Here is a 14,958-nt window from a genome sequence, read left to right as displayed (position 1 = left end):
CAACGGGAGCAAAATCACGAACTGAATGACGATTTACCATTCTGAATTCGATCAATGATGGGAAATAGGTGAGATCTCAGTTACAAATTCTGCGGCAAATAACTGCGGTATTGCTCCGGCACTAACACTGGCAAAAGAGCTGATCGTGGCGGGTCATGTAGACCGCCATCATTCAGAAATTTTAAAGCAGCAACGTCGCTTTATGATCGATTTACCTGAAAATTATCATGACAATGAATTAACGTATCCAACGCTCTATGTTGTGGATGGTGATTTTCAATTCCAGCATGTATCTGCAATCGTTAAAAACCTCACTCGAATGGGCAAGATCCCGCCGATGATAGTCATTGGCATCGCCACTCAGGGTAACGCCGATTATATTTATCAAACCACCTGGGCGATTAACAATGAAGCGGATTACGGTGGCGCCGCTTTATTTTACCAATATGTCAGTGCCGAACTGGTGCCTCACATCGACAAGAATTACCGTACCAACAATAACCGAATTATCTCAGGCTACTCTTTAGGAGGATTATTTACCACCTTTGCTATGGTGCAGGATGGCACACCGTTTAATGCGTTCTTAGCGATGAGTCCGAGTTACTGGTTTGATGATTATTCTGCCAGTAGCTCAATTGCCAAATACATTGCTGAAAATAACAACAAATCTGCTTCACCACTATTTTTGTCGGTAGCCAATGAGCAGGGGATGGGAGTAGGGCAAGTGTATGAGAGTTTAAAACAACTCGACATCAAAGATTGGCCACTTGGTTATCAACAATACCCCAACGAAAATCATTTCAGTACCGCACTGCCGGCACTGCATGACGCTTTGAGCTTTTTGTTTGCTGGCTATTACGAAGATGGTTATGAACTGCAAGCGCATAAAGATGTTTTCGATGTATTAACGACCTTTGCCGGAAAAAAGCAAAATTACAATGGTTTCAGAATTGAGTGGTTACAAGCATATAAATTTTCTAAATATGTGTTCAGTTCAAAGCAGACGGATAAAATTGAAGAAATACTGACCGTGGTTCAGCAACAATTTCCCGACTCGGTAGTCAATGTCAGCAATTATCTGGCAAAAGGCTTTAATGCCAGCAAACAATTTGCAACCGCAAAAGACATTTTAGAGCGGATAAAAGCTCAGGGAGAAAAAACTGCGCTGTGGCATCATCAATACAGTCTGGCGTTAACGGGATTAAAGCAACCCGAGCTAGCCGAACAAGCGCAAACAAAAGCCATGGCATTAGCACAACAGCAGAATTTACCTATGTGGCAAATTTGGGAAATGAAGTAGATAGTTGAACATACTTTTTACTTACGCTTTAACCATTTGCGAACGGAAAAAATCACCACGAAATAAGTTAACTATTGGCCGGTTAGCATAATGCTAATTTTCGGCCAAAAATCATTTCTTCACTAAAAAAGTTGGCTGCGACTATTCCGGGACCGGCGAAAAATCTGTAACCTGGGATAGTGCTGTGCAGTAACCAATAACTAATACTGATAGCACTAAAGCCAATTACGATACCGGATATCGCCCATAACGCACTAAATTTTATATCTGACATTACTCACCATTAATTTTTATTCATTCTCCTGTTCATTTTTGCAACCCTATGGAGTTATGTAAACTATTTGAAATAATAGATGCTTAATTGCAAATTCGATACATATCCATAGCTATAATAAGAACTACGATATTACATTTTATTAAAAGCAACTTAAAGAAAAGACAAAAACTGATATTTGTTTAAATGTGTATTTTCTGGAGGTATCAAATAAGGTCTATTATTTTTAAGCTTTTCATATTCAACGGGATAATATTCCCTGAGTCTGGCAATCCTGGAATAATGATTTGGCTCAATGTTTTTTACGAGTGCCAATATTTTAAAAACATTTTGATTTAAATTGCCTTGTTCAAAACTATGCTCCAAAGCCAAATCGAGAATATCGATGCCAATATTGTCAAATTCAGGTTTAAAACCATTGTCCAAAAGAAAACTAACCGCATCAATCGAATTTAACATAGCAGGTAAAAAGACATCATTATCCCATGAATCCTTTAGACTAAAATCAAACCCTTCATTAAATAATAGTTGCCATTGTTCTAGTGATGCATTTCTTAAAAAGAGCAGGTTTGTCAGCCGTAGGGGGGAAACTCTTGAATTCCACGCAGGCATTAAACCAGAAATATCCTCCATTAAATGTTGAAACAATATTTCTGTTTCACTTTGATCTAACGGGGTAGAGGCAACAAAATCCTGAATTTCAATGTAATTACTTGCTGTTAAAAAGTTAGTGAATTCACTTTTTTTATAATATTGAATTTCATACTGCATTAGCTGCCACAGTTGCACCAGTGCCGGATCAATATTATGCAGTAATGAAGTTATGTCATTTCTTCCATTAATCTTGACTATTTCATTAATTTCATCAATAGCCGGATATTTTCCGATCAGCTTTTTTGCCGTTAATATATCTTTTGCTACAGATGCACATCCTTTTTGACCATTATTCAGATTTTCTTTTCGGCTACGTAAGTGAGCTATGGCCAACGAAACGTCTGAGTTATCTACAAATTCTTGGTGAATTTCATAGCTTTTATCAATTAAACCGATGGAAGTTAATAATTGCTTTAGTTCAACATCAATTGCATCATGAACTTGGTATCGCTTTGAAAAAGGAGCATCAAATGTAAGTTTTAGCTCCTTTGTGACATAACCATGTGCCATATAACCATTTTTCTGAAGGAATTTAATGGTTTCAATGTGCTTATTTAGCATTTCAGGTGATTCGTTATATAAATCATTATTTTGCGGTAAGTTCAAAATAGCAATATCAAGACCTGTAATAATACCTGGTTCGTTGGTAGGTGTTACTCCATTATTTTTCAAAATAGTTAACGCCTCTACATTATATTGACTAACAGCCAGATCAGCCAAATTGTAATAGGTGACGTATTTGTTTTGCACGAAAATAGGCATTTTATTTAGTTCAACAGTATTAGCCATTAATATTTTTAAATGTTCACTTGGTACATTGTTTAAAATACCAACCGCAATATCATTTACAGTAAAACTATGCCCAGAGATTGTTATTCTGAATTCATTGGCATCAATTGTACCCGCCGCAAGAACAAGCAATATGGATGGTGATATGGCTGAACTTCCACCGATTGAAAAAGGTTGGTCTAAATAGGTGTTAAAAGTTTCTGGATTATCTAATAATTGTTTAAAGTTATTGTTAATGTTTTCAGGGGCTAATTTGAGAGGCAACGAGAGTGAATCTAAGTTGTTTTTGGTTAACAAGTCAATGAGAGTGTTTATATTTTCTGAAGTAAACCCTTCAATAACGGAAAGCCCATTCCATTCTGTTAATATTTTAACTGAGGAGGCTACTTTCAAATTTTTTCTTTCCTTCCTAATTAATGCGTCCCTAATTAAATCATAAAATCTTTTAAAAAAGGTCTGGTACTGATCTGAATATTTAACAAGATCTCTAATCGTACTTCCTTTTAGTAATTCTTTTTCCAGAGTGATAATTAATTCGTTATGAATTTCGTCTACAGAATCACTAAAACTCATATTTTTACTTTGACATTGCTCTTCTATAGCTTTGAGTTTACTTAGTTCTGTAGAGTAAATTATTTTGTTTTTTTTCTGAAGAATATGATTGTTTGATTTTGTGTTGAACACTTCATTAGGAATTGTATCTTGATCAATCTCTGCATTATTCAGCTTAAAAAACCCAAAATACAGAAGGATAAGGCTGGGTAATACAATTATCAAAAATACTTTTTTCATTTACCTAAACATCCTTGTTTGAAATTTAATATAATTAAAAAGGTATATTGCCTTTATTAAATACTCCGCTATTGATGATTTAACACATCAAATCCTTCATTTTTCAGTAATTGGTGCAAACGAATTAACGGTAAGCCAATAAGTGTATTTGGATCCTCACCTGTTAAGCTTTCAAATAAACAAATGCCTAACCCTTCACTTTTAAAGCTTCCAGCGCAATTGTAGGGCTCTTCTGCGTTAAGGTAGTTGCTGATTTCAGCGAAACTTAATTCACGAAAGCTGACATAAAACGGTTCCACAATTACCTGACTATTTTTCCTCTCGGCATTGTATAAACACAAACCCGTTAAAAAGGTGACCGTTTTGCCACTAAAAGAGGTAAGCTGTTTTACCGCATTGTCAAAGTTATGCGGTTTGCCTAGAATGTTACCATCACAAATAGCAACTTGATCAGAGCCAATAATTAAACCGCGAGGGAACTCATCGCTGACTTTTATCGCTTTTTGCTCAGCAAGGCGAGCAACAAGCTGTTCGGGTGTTTCGTTTACTAATGCCGTTTCATCAATGTTGGGTTTGGCACAATCGAAAGACACATTAAATTTTTCTAATAAGGCTTTACGAAAAGGGGAGGTAGAGCCAAGAACGAGCTGGGTCATGAGGAATATACTCTTAAAATTGCTGATTGCATCAAGTTTGGTATAGCTACCAAGTTGATTAATTGCGGCTAGTTTACCTAAAAGTGAAGTGATATTGCAAAGATAAGCATAGCCAGGTTGTAATTTTATCGGTACTCAAGCTAAATAAAGATTAATACACAGTTAATGAACTATAATTGTTCACAATTAATGCGGTTGTGTTAAAATTTGTCACAAATTAGGCAATTGCATTGAATTAGGTGAATTTTCTTTTGACAGAACCGCCTTCACCCTTTAATATGCGCGCCTTATGAAAGATCTTAAGCTTCCAATAACCATAGAACCGAACAAAAGTGCTCAGCGTCGTCTTGAGTGCGACGGCTACTTTGCGTTATCTGGATTAGAAAGATTGCTTGCAGTGTCTGAAAAGGCTGGCGAGCAAGTTAATGTTAAAGTAAACTTCGGTATAGATGCAGAAAAACTGGTATTTATCAGTGGCAAGGCATCTACCAAAATTAATTTGACATGTCAGCGTTGTAATGAACCATTTGAACAAGCGTTAAAAGTAAGTTTTATTTTTAGCCCTGTTAAAGACGAAGAAAGTGCTGAGCACTTACCTTCCCATTATGACGCTGTAGTAGTAGATGAAAATGGTGAAGTAAATTTACGCGAATTAGTGGAAGATGAGTTAATGCTTAATATTCCACTGATACCGAAACATGACCTTAAAGATTGTTCAGCTGATGCTGATACGTCTTGGGGCAAGTTACCGGATACGCTTGAGAAACCGAATCCATTTGATGTTTTAAAAAACCTCAAGTAACTTTAGAATTTAGGAGTAGGGTAATGGCCGTACAAAAGAGTAAGAAATCTCGTTCAAGACGTGGCATGCGTCGTTCACACGATGCGTTAACAACAGAAAACTTATCAGTAGATAGCGTTTCTGGTGAAACTCACCGTCGTCACCACGTAACTGCCGATGGCTTTTACAAAGGTGTTAAAGTTATCGCTAAATAAGCGAACTAACTTTGCATAGTCTAACGGTCGCGTTAGATGTTATGGGGGGCGATTCTGGCCCCCTAGTAACAATTCCCTCAGCAATAATGGCAATAGAACATTTGCCAACACTTAAACTTACCCTCTGTGGTGATGAAAGTGTAATCAAATCACATCTTAAAAAACTTAATTATCTTGATCATCCCCGTATTTCAATCGTGCATGCGACTGAACAAATTGCCATGGATGAAAAACCCAGTGTTGCTTTGCGGACGAAAAAAGATTCGTCGATGCGCCGAGCTTTAGATTTGGTAAAACAAGGTAAAGCCGATGCTTGTGTTAGCGCTGGCAACACCGGTGCCTTACTGGCCATTGCTCATTATGTTTTAAAGATGCTTCCTGGGGTAGAACGCCCAGCGTTAGTGTCACACCTGCCTATTACCGATTCAACCTCGCACGCATTTATGCTGGATTTGGGCGCAAACGTGTTTTGCGATTCAGATACGTTATTCCAATTTGCGATGATGGGCTCGGTCATGGCGGAAGAAGTTGATGCAATCGAATCGCCAAGAGTGGCATTGTTAAATATGGGCGCTGAAGTTATTAAAGGCAGTGACCATATTAAACAAACGGCGACACTGTTAACGGCGACTCCTGAAATCAATTATGTCGGCTTTATTGAAGGCAATGATATCTTTACTGGCAAAGCCGATGTTATTGTTTGTGATGGGTTTGTGGGTAACGTTGCGCTGAAAACTTGTGAAGGTGTTGCTAAACTGGCTATGGGTAAAGTGATGAAAATCATCAACGAGAGTAAATTTACCCGTATTTTAGGGGTTTTACTCAATCCAACCCTAAAAAAGATTGTAAAACGGCTGAACCCCGACCAGTATAATGGTGCAAGTTTGATAGGATTACGCGGTATTGTGGTGAAAAGTCACGGCAATGCTACAAGTTCAGCTTTTTATAATGCTATTTTAGAAGCGGTAAAAGAAGTTGAAAGACAAGTTCCTGAGAAAATTAAAAAAAAATTGGAACTCGGATTATTAAAAAGGTCTTAAATTGAATATGAATTCGAAAATTATTGGCACGGGCAGTTATTTCCCGGAGCAAGTAAGAACTAATGCAGATTTAGAAAAAATCGTGGACACTACCGATCAGTGGATCACTGACCGCACCGGCATAAAAGAACGTCGAATTTCAGCTGAACATGAAAATGTAGGCTATATGGGGGCAAAAGCCGCGGAAAAGGCTCTTGAAATGGCCGGCTTGCAACGCGAAGATATCGACATGATTGTCATGGGAACCACCAGTTCTCATGTCGACTTACCAAGCGCTGCTTGTCATGTTCAAATGTATTTAAATGTTCCTAATATCCCTGCATTTGACGTAGCCGCCGCCTGTTCTGGTTTCATTTACAGCTTGAGTATTGCCGATCAATTTATCAAGTCGGGTATGGCGAAGCGCATATTGGTTATTGGTGCCGATACGCTATCGCACATGTGCGACCCTTCAGACCGGGCAACTTATATTCTCTTTGGCGATGCCGCAGGCGCGGTAGTTATCGAAGCTACAGAAGAGACCGGCATTATTTCTACTCATCTACATGCCGATGGTAATTATGGCGCGTTATTAGGGGCGGGATCACCAAAACGTGGTGATTTACTTACCGAAGAAAAAGCCTACATTTACATGAAAGGCAATGAGGTGTTCAAATTTGCGGTAACCAAGTTAAGCGAAATAGTTACCGAAACTTTAGCACACAACAACATGGATAAATCAGAGATAGATTGGCTAGTACCCCATCAAGCTAACCTGCGAATTATTGCCGCGGCCGCGAAAAAGTTAAGCTTACCGATGGAGCAGGTAGTGGTAACTTTGGATAAGCATGGTAATACTTCGGCAGCAACAATCCCAACCGCATTAGATGAAGCTGTTCGAGATGGCCGAATTCAGCGTGGGCAAACAATTTTAATGGAAGCGTTCGGTAGTGGTTTTACCTGGGGTTCCGCTCTAGTTAAGTTTTAATTAGACACGCAATAGTGTTAAACAATGATTAAGGTAAAGATAACAATGCAAAATAATTTAGCCTTTGTATTTCCAGGTCAGGGTTCACAAGCCGTAGGCATGTTAGCCGACTTAGGGGATAATGAAGTCGTTAAAGCTACCTTCGCCAGTGCGTCATCAGCATTAGGCTATGATATGTGGGATCTGATCCAAAACGATCCTGAAGCAAAATTAAACCAAACTGATTATACCCAACCGGCACTATTAACTGCCAGTGTTGCTGTATTTCGAGCTTGGCAAGCCGCCGGTGGCGCAACTCCTTCGGTATTAGCGGGTCATTCTTTGGGGGAATATTCTGCTCTGGTATGTGCCGGGGTGTTAAGCCTTGAAGATGGGGTGAAACTGGTTGAAAAGCGTGGTCAATACATGCAGCAAGCAGTGCCTGCTGGTGTTGGCGCAATGTATGCCATTATTGGTTTAGCCGACGACGCAATTATCAGTGCTTGTGGACAAGCCGCGGGTGATGAAGTGGTTTCAGCGGTTAATTTCAATTCACCAGGACAAGTGGTTATCGCAGGAAATAAAGCTGCGGTTGAACGTGCCGGTGCGTTATGTAAAGAAGCCGGCGCTAAGCGCGCACTTCCTCTTCCTGTTAGCGTGCCGTCGCATTGTGCACTTATGCAGCCAGCAGCCGAAAAGTTGGCTAGTGATTTAGCCAATATCGAATTTAATGCGCCACAAATTCCTGTGGTTAATAACGTAGATGTTGCTACGGTTAGTGATGCCTCGGCAATTAAAGATGCACTTGTTCGTCAATTATACAGCCCGGTACGTTGGACTGAGTCGGTTGAACACATGGCCAGTTTGGGCGCCGAGCAATTAATTGAAGCAGGTCCGGGTAAAGTATTATCTGGATTGACGAAACGCATAAATAAACAATTAAGCTGTGTTCCAGTAAACACTGCTGACACATTAAACAGCGCGATAGAAGGGTAAACAATGTCTTTATTTTCACTTGCAGGTAAAACTGCGTTAGTAACCGGTGCAAGCCGTGGTATTGGTAAAGCAATTGCTGAGCAGTTAATAAGCCAGGGTGCGACTGTAATTGGTACGGCAACATCAGAAAGCGGCGCAGATAATATCAGTGCTTATTTAGGTGATAATGGTAAAGGTTACGCATTAAACGTCACTGATAATGATTCCATTGCTGCACTTTTTACTTCGATTAAAGCCGATTTTGGTGGCATTGACATATTAGTTAACAATGCGGGTATTACTCGTGACAATCTAATGATGCGGATGAAAGACGCTGAATGGGATGACATCATCAATACCAATCTGAATTCATTATTTAAAATCAGCAAAGCGGTGATGCGCCCTATGATGAAAAACCGCAATGGCCGTATCATCAATATTGGTTCTGTGGTTGGCTCTATGGGTAATGCTGGTCAAGTTAACTACGCAACGGCAAAAGCCGGTTTATTAGGCTTTACCAAGTCGTTAGCCAAAGAAGTGGCTTCACGTGGCATTACCGTTAACGCTATTGCCCCAGGTTTTATTGATACCGATATGACAAAAGAGTTAAACGATGAGCAAAAACAAGCGATTTTCTCGCAAGTTCCGGCAAATCGTTTAGGTAAACCCGAAGAAATTGCGGCAACAGTGGCATTTCTAGCGTCTGATGCAGCAGCATACATTAATGGTGAAACCATTCACGTTAATGGTGGGATGTACATGGTTTAATAAACCTGCTGCGCAGTTTTATTATCGGCCACTTCGTGGCATAAAAAATGCCGAGAAAAGTGGCGCAAAAACGCTTGAGTATAGCCCTGTCTTGGTATCGCAGTTGGAAAGTTGCGAAACTGATCTGAAACAGGGGTATTATTCAACACACTGAAAAATATCTGTTTATAAATAGATTTTCTTGCAAAATAGCGGGGAATAAGCCATAAATAGATATTTAGCTATCAGGTTAGACCAGAGCAAATTTTGATTTTAAAGCTTGCATGGTGCCCTGATGACGAATAAACTACACGCAATTATTAAAATTGTTTAAAATAGTAAAGGAAAAACAATGAGTACTATCGAAGAACGCGTAAGAAAAATCATCGTTGAACAACTAGGTGTTAAAGAAGAAGAAGCTAAAAATGAAGCATCTTTTGTTGATGACTTAGGTGCAGATTCTCTAGACACAGTTGAATTAGTTATGGCTCTTGAAGAAGAATTTGATACTGAAATTCCTGATGAAGAAGCTGAAAAAATTACTACTGTTCAATCAGCTATCGATTACGTTACAGCTCACGGCTAATAACGAACGATTCGAATAAGGCGGTTTAATTACCGCCTTTTTTGTTTTTATTTTTTGAAAAATTGCGGAGACAATATTTGTCATGCGACGAGTCGTAGTTACCGGTTTAGGTATGCTAAGCCCGCTAGGAAATGATTCACTTTCAACTTGGGATGCATTGCTTGCCGGTAAAAGTGGTATTGGACCTATTGACCATCTGGATTTAACCCACTTTACCACTAAGTTTGCTGGTTTAGTTAAAGGGTTTGATCCTGAAAATTTTGGCATTGCCAAAAAAGAAACCCGTAAAATGGATTTGTTTATTCAATACGGAATTGCAGCCGGTAACCAAGCCATTGCCGATTCCGGGTTGGAAGTTACCGAGCAAAATGCCCGTCGTATTGGTGTTGCCATCGGCTCTGGTATTGGTGGTTTAACTTTAATTGAAGAAGGCTTTACCAAGACACTAAATTCTACAGTACGAAAATTATCGCCATTTTTCTGTCCTTCAACCATCTTAAACATGATTTCAGGTCATCTATCTATCATGCATGGCATGAAAGGTCCGAATATTGCGATTGTGACGGCTTGTACTACGGGTGTGCACAATATCGGTCATGCTGCCCGAATGATAGCGTATGGTGATGCCGACGCTATGGTTGCCGGTGGTGCGGAAAAAGCGTCAACGGTACTTGGTATGGGTGGCTTTATGTCGGCGCGTGCTTTATCTACACGCAATGATGCCCCACAACAAGCATCTCGTCCTTGGGATAAAGACCGTGATGGTTTTGTTTTAAGTGATGGCGCCGGTGTTGTCGTACTTGAAGAATATGAACACGCAAAAGCTCGTGGCGCCAAAATTTATGCTGAATTAGCTGGTTTTGGTATGAGTGGTGATGCTCATCATATCACTTCACCGCCAACGAATGGTGAAGGTGGCGCTGCAGCAATGACTAATGCCATTAATGATGCGGGCATTAGCAGTGACAAAATTGGTTATATCAATGCTCACGGAACATCGACTCCGGCAGGGGATATTGCTGAAACCAATGGCGCTAAATCGGTATTTGGTGATCATGCTCATAAATTAATGATGGGTTCAACCAAGTCTATGACCGGACATATGTTAGGTGCAGCAGGCTCAGCAGAAGCAATATTTACCATTTTAGCTTTGCAAAATCAGGAAGTTCCACCAACCATTAACTTGGATAATCCGAGTGATGGTTGTGACTTAGACTATATTGCCCATGAAGCGCGTCAAGCCAAGCTAGAATATGCGTTATGTAATTCTTTTGGCTTTGGTGGCACTAACGGTTCTCTTTTATTTAAAAAAGTATAAGTTTTAACGCTTGCCAATATTGTTAAAAGCCTGAATACTGTTGGAGTATTCAGGTTTTTTGTTTTAGAAACGAGAAACGAGAAACGAGAAACGAGAAACGAAAGGCGAGCGCAAAATTCTCGTCACCGTTTACGCCAAAGCTAAATTCAAAGTCAAAATAATAATTAATCATTTATGCTCTATTGCTCAGTAAACTTTACTAAAACCAATCAAATAAATGTCAGCGATCGTGGTCTCGCCTTTGGTGATGGCGTGTTTACTACCGGCAAGGTATTAAATGGCGGCTTAGAGTACATCAGCGAACATATTAACCGCTTGCAACACAGTTGCAGTAAATTGGCGATTACCGGGGTTAATTGGCAAGACGTTGAGGAAGAAATAATCACGGCAAGTGCAAACTATGCATTAGCAACGTTGAAAGTCATTATCACTGCCGGACATAGTGGCCGAGGCTATTCTCGCACTGGCGCTACGGGTGGCAACGTCATTGTTTGTATTTCAGAGTTTCCGCAGCATTATCAAACCTGGCAACAACAGGGGCTAACCTTAGGGTTAAGTTCATTCAAACTGGGTTTAAACCCCGCGTTAGCAGGGATTAAACATTTAAATCGATTAGAGCAAGTGCTTATTCGCCAGGAGTTGGAGCAATGTAATGCAGATTTACAAGAGGTTGATGAGTTAGTGGTCTGTGATCTCAATGAAAATATCGTCGAATGCAATACCGCCAATATCTTTTGGCTGAAAGGTAGGGTATTTTATACTCCCAACTTACAACTCTCTGGTGTCGCCGGGCTTTGTCGGGCGCGATTGTTATCGGCATTACCTGCGGTTAATATTGTCAGTAGCAAAGTGAGTGAATTAGCCCAGGCCGATGCTATTTATCTGTGCAATTCTCTGTTGGGTGTGGTGCCGGTGAAACAATTTATGGATAAAGTCTTCAATGTCGAAGAAAGTAAAAAACTGCTAGGGAAGTTTCAATGAAACGTTTATTGGTCATTATCATTCTCGCCCTAATGTTCATTGGCATGGGTCTGATAACGTACAGCGAAAACCAGATAGAACAACAACTACCGATAAGTCAAAAAACTTTATACCGAGTCGATTCCGGTTCATCCTTTAATAAAGTTTTAGTCGATTTAGAACAGCGTGATTGGCTGGAGCATAAATTTTGGCTAAAGCTATACGCTAAGTTAAATCCACAGATCACCGGCATTAAAGCCGGCACTTATCAAATTCCGGCAAATGCCTCGTTAAAACAACTTTTTGCCATATTAGTTTCAGGCGCAGAACATCAATTTAGCATCACTTTTGTCGAAGGCTCAACGTTTAAAGAATGGTTAAACCAGCTTGCGGAAACCCAACATATCCATTTTACTTTAGCCGATATGGACCGTGAACAAATTTTAAAATTGCTAACCAAAGATTATCAACACCCGGAAGGCTTGTTTTTTCCCGATACCTACAGTTTTACCGCCGGCAGTAAAGATATCGATATATTAAAACAAGCGCATCAGCGGATGTTGAAAGAGCTTGCCGATAGCTGGCAAAATAAAGCCAAAGATTTGCCCTATAACAACTCTTATGAAGCCTTGATCATGGCGTCTATGATAGAAAAAGAAACTGCTCAAATTGATGAACAACCATTGATAGCGGCAGTGTTCATTACTCGCTTAGCGAAAAATATGCGCTTACAAACCGATCCCACCATTATTTATGGTTTAGGCGACAGGTACACCGGTGATATTACTTACGCCAATATGCGAGAAAAAACTGCGTATAATACTTATCGTATTAACGGTATGCCACCAACGCCAATTGCTATGCCGGGAAAATCAGCCATTGAAGCCAGTTTGCACCCGGCAAACAGCAAATATTTATATTTTGTCAGTAAAGGTAATGGTGAGCACTATTTTTCAACCACGCTAAAAGAACATAATAAAGCGGTGGACAAATACATTAGAGGAAAGAAATAAGTGATGTCAGAAAGTAAAGCACATGGAAAGTTTATTGTTATCGAAGGGATCGAAGGCGCTGGAAAATCATCGGCAATCAAGGTAGTAGAAGAATTTCTCACGCAGCAACAGATAACCTTTGAAAATACCCGAGAGCCGGGTGGCACACCTCTTGCCGAAAAACTCAGAACATTAGTGAAAGAGCCATGTGATGAAACCGTTACCCCTGAATGTGAATTGTTGTTGATGTATGCCAGTCGCTCACAGTTATTGGCAAATAAAATATTACCGGCTCTGCAATCGGGAAAGTGGGTAGTTGGCGATCGTCATGATTTATCTTCGCGTGCCTATCAAGGTGGTGGCAGAAAATTTGATGATAAAGTGATAGATACCATCGCCAACATTACACTAAATGGCTTCAAGCCGAACTTTACTTTATATTTAGATATTGAGCCTGAACTTGGCTTATCACGGGCACAGGCGCGTGGCGATTTAGACCGGATTGAACAAGAAAAAATTGAATTTTTTCATCGGGTACGCAATAAATATCTGCAATTAGCAACGAATGATGACACCATTTTTATTGTAGATGCCAGTCAAGCGATGAATAAAGTTCATGATGATATTAAACAATTATTGAATAAGCACTGTGTAGGATCAGATCTTGGTAGCTAAATTACAACAAAAAAGCTGGTTAGACGAAAATAAAACCGAGGTGCTCAACAAAATTGAGCAAGGGTTGTTGCCGCATGCATTACTGTTGTTAGGTAGCCATCTAGCCGGACAAGAAGAATTAGGCTTGTGGTTGTCTTCATTATTACTTTGTGAGCAACAAACGTTATCCGCAGAGCCATGCGGACATTGCAAGACTTGTCTACTGGTTAAGGCAAATACGCATCCTGATCTGCAAGTTATCGATAATGCTGAAAAAACCATAGGTGTTGATTTAGTACGACAAGCAGGAAGCTTCTTACAAAAAACGGCGCACCTTGCAAAAAATAAGGTGGTGTTGGTGTTATCGGCTGAGAATATGACCGAAGCTGCGGCTAACGCTTTGCTAAAAACTCTTGAAGAACCAACCGATAATAGCTATTTATTGTTAGTATGTAATGAAGTGGAAATGTTATTGCCTACCATCATTAGCCGTTGTAATGTAATCCAGATAAAGCCGCCAACGGGCGAGCAACTAGCGGCATTGGTTGCAGATAAATCATTAATAAATCAGTTTAGTAACATCACTGAGTTGGCCGAATTAACCGATGACAAAACTCAACAACAACGCCAGGAAATCATTGAGCAGCTCAACCTGTTTTTACAAAGCTTTGATAATGGTAATGAATTAAGTCATTTGCTCAGTAGCAACCTCAATGGCTTAAGATGGTTAACCAATGCCTTTCAGCAATTAATTCGTATTCAATCAGGCTGGCAAGATGCCTTAGCACAACATGAAATGAATATTATGGCCAGTCGTTATAGTAATGAACAGCTTTGGCAATGTTTAACGTTAATCAATCAAGCAACGAAACAAATAAAGTTGTTAACTCAGGCCAACAAAACCTTTACTATTGAAGCATTGTTAGTCGATATAGAACAGCAGCTATTGCAATAATACAAACGGTAATGAACACCAATATGGGCAATGTTTAACGTTAATCAATCAAGCAACGAAACAAATAAAGTTGTTAACTCAGGCCAACAAAACCTTTACTATTGAAGCATTGTTAGTCGATATAGAACAGCAGCTATTGCAATAATACAAACGGTAATGAACACCAATATGGGCAATGTTTAACGTTAATCAATCAAGCAACGAAACAAATAAAGTTGTTAACTCAGGCCAACAAAACCTTTACTATTGAAGCATTGTTAGTCGATATAGAACAGCAGCTATTGCAATAATACAAACGGTAATGAACACCAATATGGGCAATGT

General features: G+C 39.6%; 16 protein-coding genes. 13 read left to right on the top strand and 3 right to left on the bottom strand.

Annotated elements, in window-relative coordinates:
* Positions 1-145 precede the first annotated feature (145 nt).
* Positions 146-1,300, top strand: coding sequence for an alpha/beta hydrolase (locus ND16A_RS06700; protein WP_052073155.1), 1,155 nt, complete (start codon positions 146-148; stop codon positions 1,298-1,300).
* Between the two features lie 82 nt (positions 1,301-1,382).
* Here ND16A_RS06700 and ND16A_RS06705 read toward each other — a convergent pair whose 3' ends face one another.
* From ND16A_RS06705 to ND16A_RS06715, 3 genes are all read right to left on the bottom strand, one after another.
* Positions 1,383-1,574, bottom strand: a complete 192-nt coding sequence (locus ND16A_RS06705) for a hypothetical protein (RefSeq protein ID WP_033078151.1) — start codon at positions 1,572-1,574, stop codon at positions 1,383-1,385.
* Between the two features lie 153 nt (positions 1,575-1,727).
* Positions 1,728-3,809 carry a hypothetical protein gene (locus tag ND16A_RS21335; RefSeq protein WP_033078150.1) on the bottom strand — a complete coding sequence of 694 codons (2,082 nt, stop codon included), beginning with the start codon at positions 3,807-3,809 and terminating at the stop codon, positions 1,728-1,730.
* A gap of 68 nt (positions 3,810-3,877) precedes the next feature.
* Entirely contained in the window at positions 3,878-4,465 is a 588-nt protein-coding gene (locus ND16A_RS06715; RefSeq protein WP_033078149.1) for a Maf family protein, read from the bottom strand.
* A gap of 289 nt (positions 4,466-4,754) precedes the next feature.
* Between ND16A_RS06715 and yceD the strand changes: the two genes are divergently transcribed.
* The 12 genes from yceD to ND16A_RS20310 all read left to right on the top strand — a co-directional run bounded on the left by yceD (position 4,755) and on the right by ND16A_RS20310 (position 14,634).
* A complete protein-coding gene (gene yceD, locus ND16A_RS06720) occupies positions 4,755-5,267 on the top strand; it encodes a 23S rRNA accumulation protein YceD (RefSeq protein ID WP_033078148.1) in 513 nt (170 codons plus the stop codon).
* Between the two features lie 23 nt (positions 5,268-5,290).
* Positions 5,291-5,461, top strand: a complete 171-nt coding sequence (gene rpmF / locus ND16A_RS06725) for a 50S ribosomal protein L32 (RefSeq protein ID WP_033078147.1) — start codon at positions 5,291-5,293, stop codon at positions 5,459-5,461.
* A gap of 11 nt (positions 5,462-5,472) precedes the next feature.
* Positions 5,473-6,501 carry a phosphate acyltransferase PlsX gene (gene plsX, locus ND16A_RS06730; RefSeq protein WP_033078146.1) on the top strand — a complete coding sequence of 343 codons (1,029 nt, stop codon included), beginning with the start codon at positions 5,473-5,475 and terminating at the stop codon, positions 6,499-6,501.
* A gap of 7 nt (positions 6,502-6,508) precedes the next feature.
* Positions 6,509-7,468: a beta-ketoacyl-ACP synthase III gene (locus ND16A_RS06735; protein ID WP_033078145.1), complete on the top strand. Its 960-nt coding sequence runs from the start codon at positions 6,509-6,511 to the stop codon at positions 7,466-7,468.
* A 45-nt stretch (positions 7,469-7,513) separates the two neighbouring features.
* Positions 7,514-8,443, top strand: a complete 930-nt coding sequence (fabD, locus tag ND16A_RS06740) for an ACP S-malonyltransferase (protein WP_033078144.1) — start codon at positions 7,514-7,516, stop codon at positions 8,441-8,443.
* A 3-nt stretch (positions 8,444-8,446) separates the two neighbouring features.
* Positions 8,447-9,190, top strand: a complete 744-nt coding sequence (gene fabG, locus ND16A_RS06745; protein ID WP_033078143.1) for a 3-oxoacyl-ACP reductase FabG — start codon at positions 8,447-8,449, stop codon at positions 9,188-9,190.
* 331 nt (positions 9,191-9,521) lie between these two features.
* Positions 9,522-9,755, top strand: a complete 234-nt coding sequence (gene acpP / locus ND16A_RS06750) for an acyl carrier protein (RefSeq protein WP_033078142.1) — start codon at positions 9,522-9,524, stop codon at positions 9,753-9,755.
* A gap of 82 nt (positions 9,756-9,837) precedes the next feature.
* On the top strand, positions 9,838-11,073 hold the full coding sequence (gene fabF / locus ND16A_RS06755; RefSeq protein WP_033078141.1) for a beta-ketoacyl-ACP synthase II: 1,236 nt from the start codon (positions 9,838-9,840) through the stop codon (positions 11,071-11,073).
* 174 nt (positions 11,074-11,247) lie between these two features.
* Positions 11,248-12,054 carry an aminodeoxychorismate lyase gene (gene pabC / locus ND16A_RS06760; protein WP_033078140.1) on the top strand — a complete coding sequence of 269 codons (807 nt, stop codon included), beginning with the start codon at positions 11,248-11,250 and terminating at the stop codon, positions 12,052-12,054.
* Positions 12,051-13,046, top strand: a complete 996-nt coding sequence (mltG, locus tag ND16A_RS06765; protein ID WP_033078139.1) for an endolytic transglycosylase MltG — start codon at positions 12,051-12,053, stop codon at positions 13,044-13,046. The genes pabC and mltG overlap by 4 nt, the downstream gene beginning before the upstream one ends.
* A 3-nt stretch (positions 13,047-13,049) precedes the next feature.
* Positions 13,050-13,700 (top strand): dTMP kinase, encoded by a 651-nt coding sequence (gene tmk / locus ND16A_RS06770; RefSeq protein WP_033078154.1) that lies wholly within the window; start codon positions 13,050-13,052, stop codon positions 13,698-13,700.
* The gene (locus tag ND16A_RS20310) at positions 13,690-14,634 is read left to right on the top strand and encodes a hypothetical protein (protein ID WP_052073154.1); all 945 of its coding nucleotides are present in this window, start codon (positions 13,690-13,692) and stop codon (positions 14,632-14,634) included. Before tmk ends, ND16A_RS20310 begins: the two co-directional genes overlap by 11 nt.
* Positions 14,635-14,958: the final 324 nt, after the last annotated feature.

It is taken from the genome of Thalassotalea sp. ND16A (genome assembly GCF_000764205.1).
In the GTDB taxonomy this organism is placed as follows: Bacteria; Pseudomonadota; Gammaproteobacteria; order Enterobacterales; family Alteromonadaceae; genus Thalassotalea_A.
Note: the sequence above shows the minus strand (reverse complement) of the source record. Positions and strands in the feature narration are given on the sequence as shown.

Coding starts and splice junctions, on each gene's coding strand:
- fabF (WP_033078141.1), top strand. CDS start 9,838: ATGCGACGAGTCGTAGTTACCGGTTTAGGTATGCTAAGCCCGCTAGGA.
- ND16A_RS06705 (WP_033078151.1), bottom strand. CDS start 1,574: ATGTCAGATATAAAATTTAGTGCGTTATGGGCGATATCCGGTATCGTA.
- tmk (WP_033078154.1), top strand. CDS start 13,050: ATGTCAGAAAGTAAAGCACATGGAAAGTTTATTGTTATCGAAGGGATC.
- yceD (WP_033078148.1), top strand. CDS start 4,755: ATGAAAGATCTTAAGCTTCCAATAACCATAGAACCGAACAAAAGTGCT.
- ND16A_RS06735 (WP_033078145.1), top strand. CDS start 6,509: ATGAATTCGAAAATTATTGGCACGGGCAGTTATTTCCCGGAGCAAGTA.
- ND16A_RS21335 (WP_033078150.1), bottom strand. CDS start 3,809: ATGAAAAAAGTATTTTTGATAATTGTATTACCCAGCCTTATCCTTCTG.
- pabC (WP_033078140.1), top strand. CDS start 11,248: ATGCTCTATTGCTCAGTAAACTTTACTAAAACCAATCAAATAAATGTC.
- fabG (WP_033078143.1), top strand. CDS start 8,447: ATGTCTTTATTTTCACTTGCAGGTAAAACTGCGTTAGTAACCGGTGCA.
- acpP (WP_033078142.1), top strand. CDS start 9,522: ATGAGTACTATCGAAGAACGCGTAAGAAAAATCATCGTTGAACAACTA.
- mltG (WP_033078139.1), top strand. CDS start 12,051: ATGAAACGTTTATTGGTCATTATCATTCTCGCCCTAATGTTCATTGGC.
- rpmF (WP_033078147.1), top strand. CDS start 5,291: ATGGCCGTACAAAAGAGTAAGAAATCTCGTTCAAGACGTGGCATGCGT.
- ND16A_RS06715 (WP_033078149.1), bottom strand. CDS start 4,465: ATGACCCAGCTCGTTCTTGGCTCTACCTCCCCTTTTCGTAAAGCCTTA.
- fabD (WP_033078144.1), top strand. CDS start 7,514: ATGCAAAATAATTTAGCCTTTGTATTTCCAGGTCAGGGTTCACAAGCC.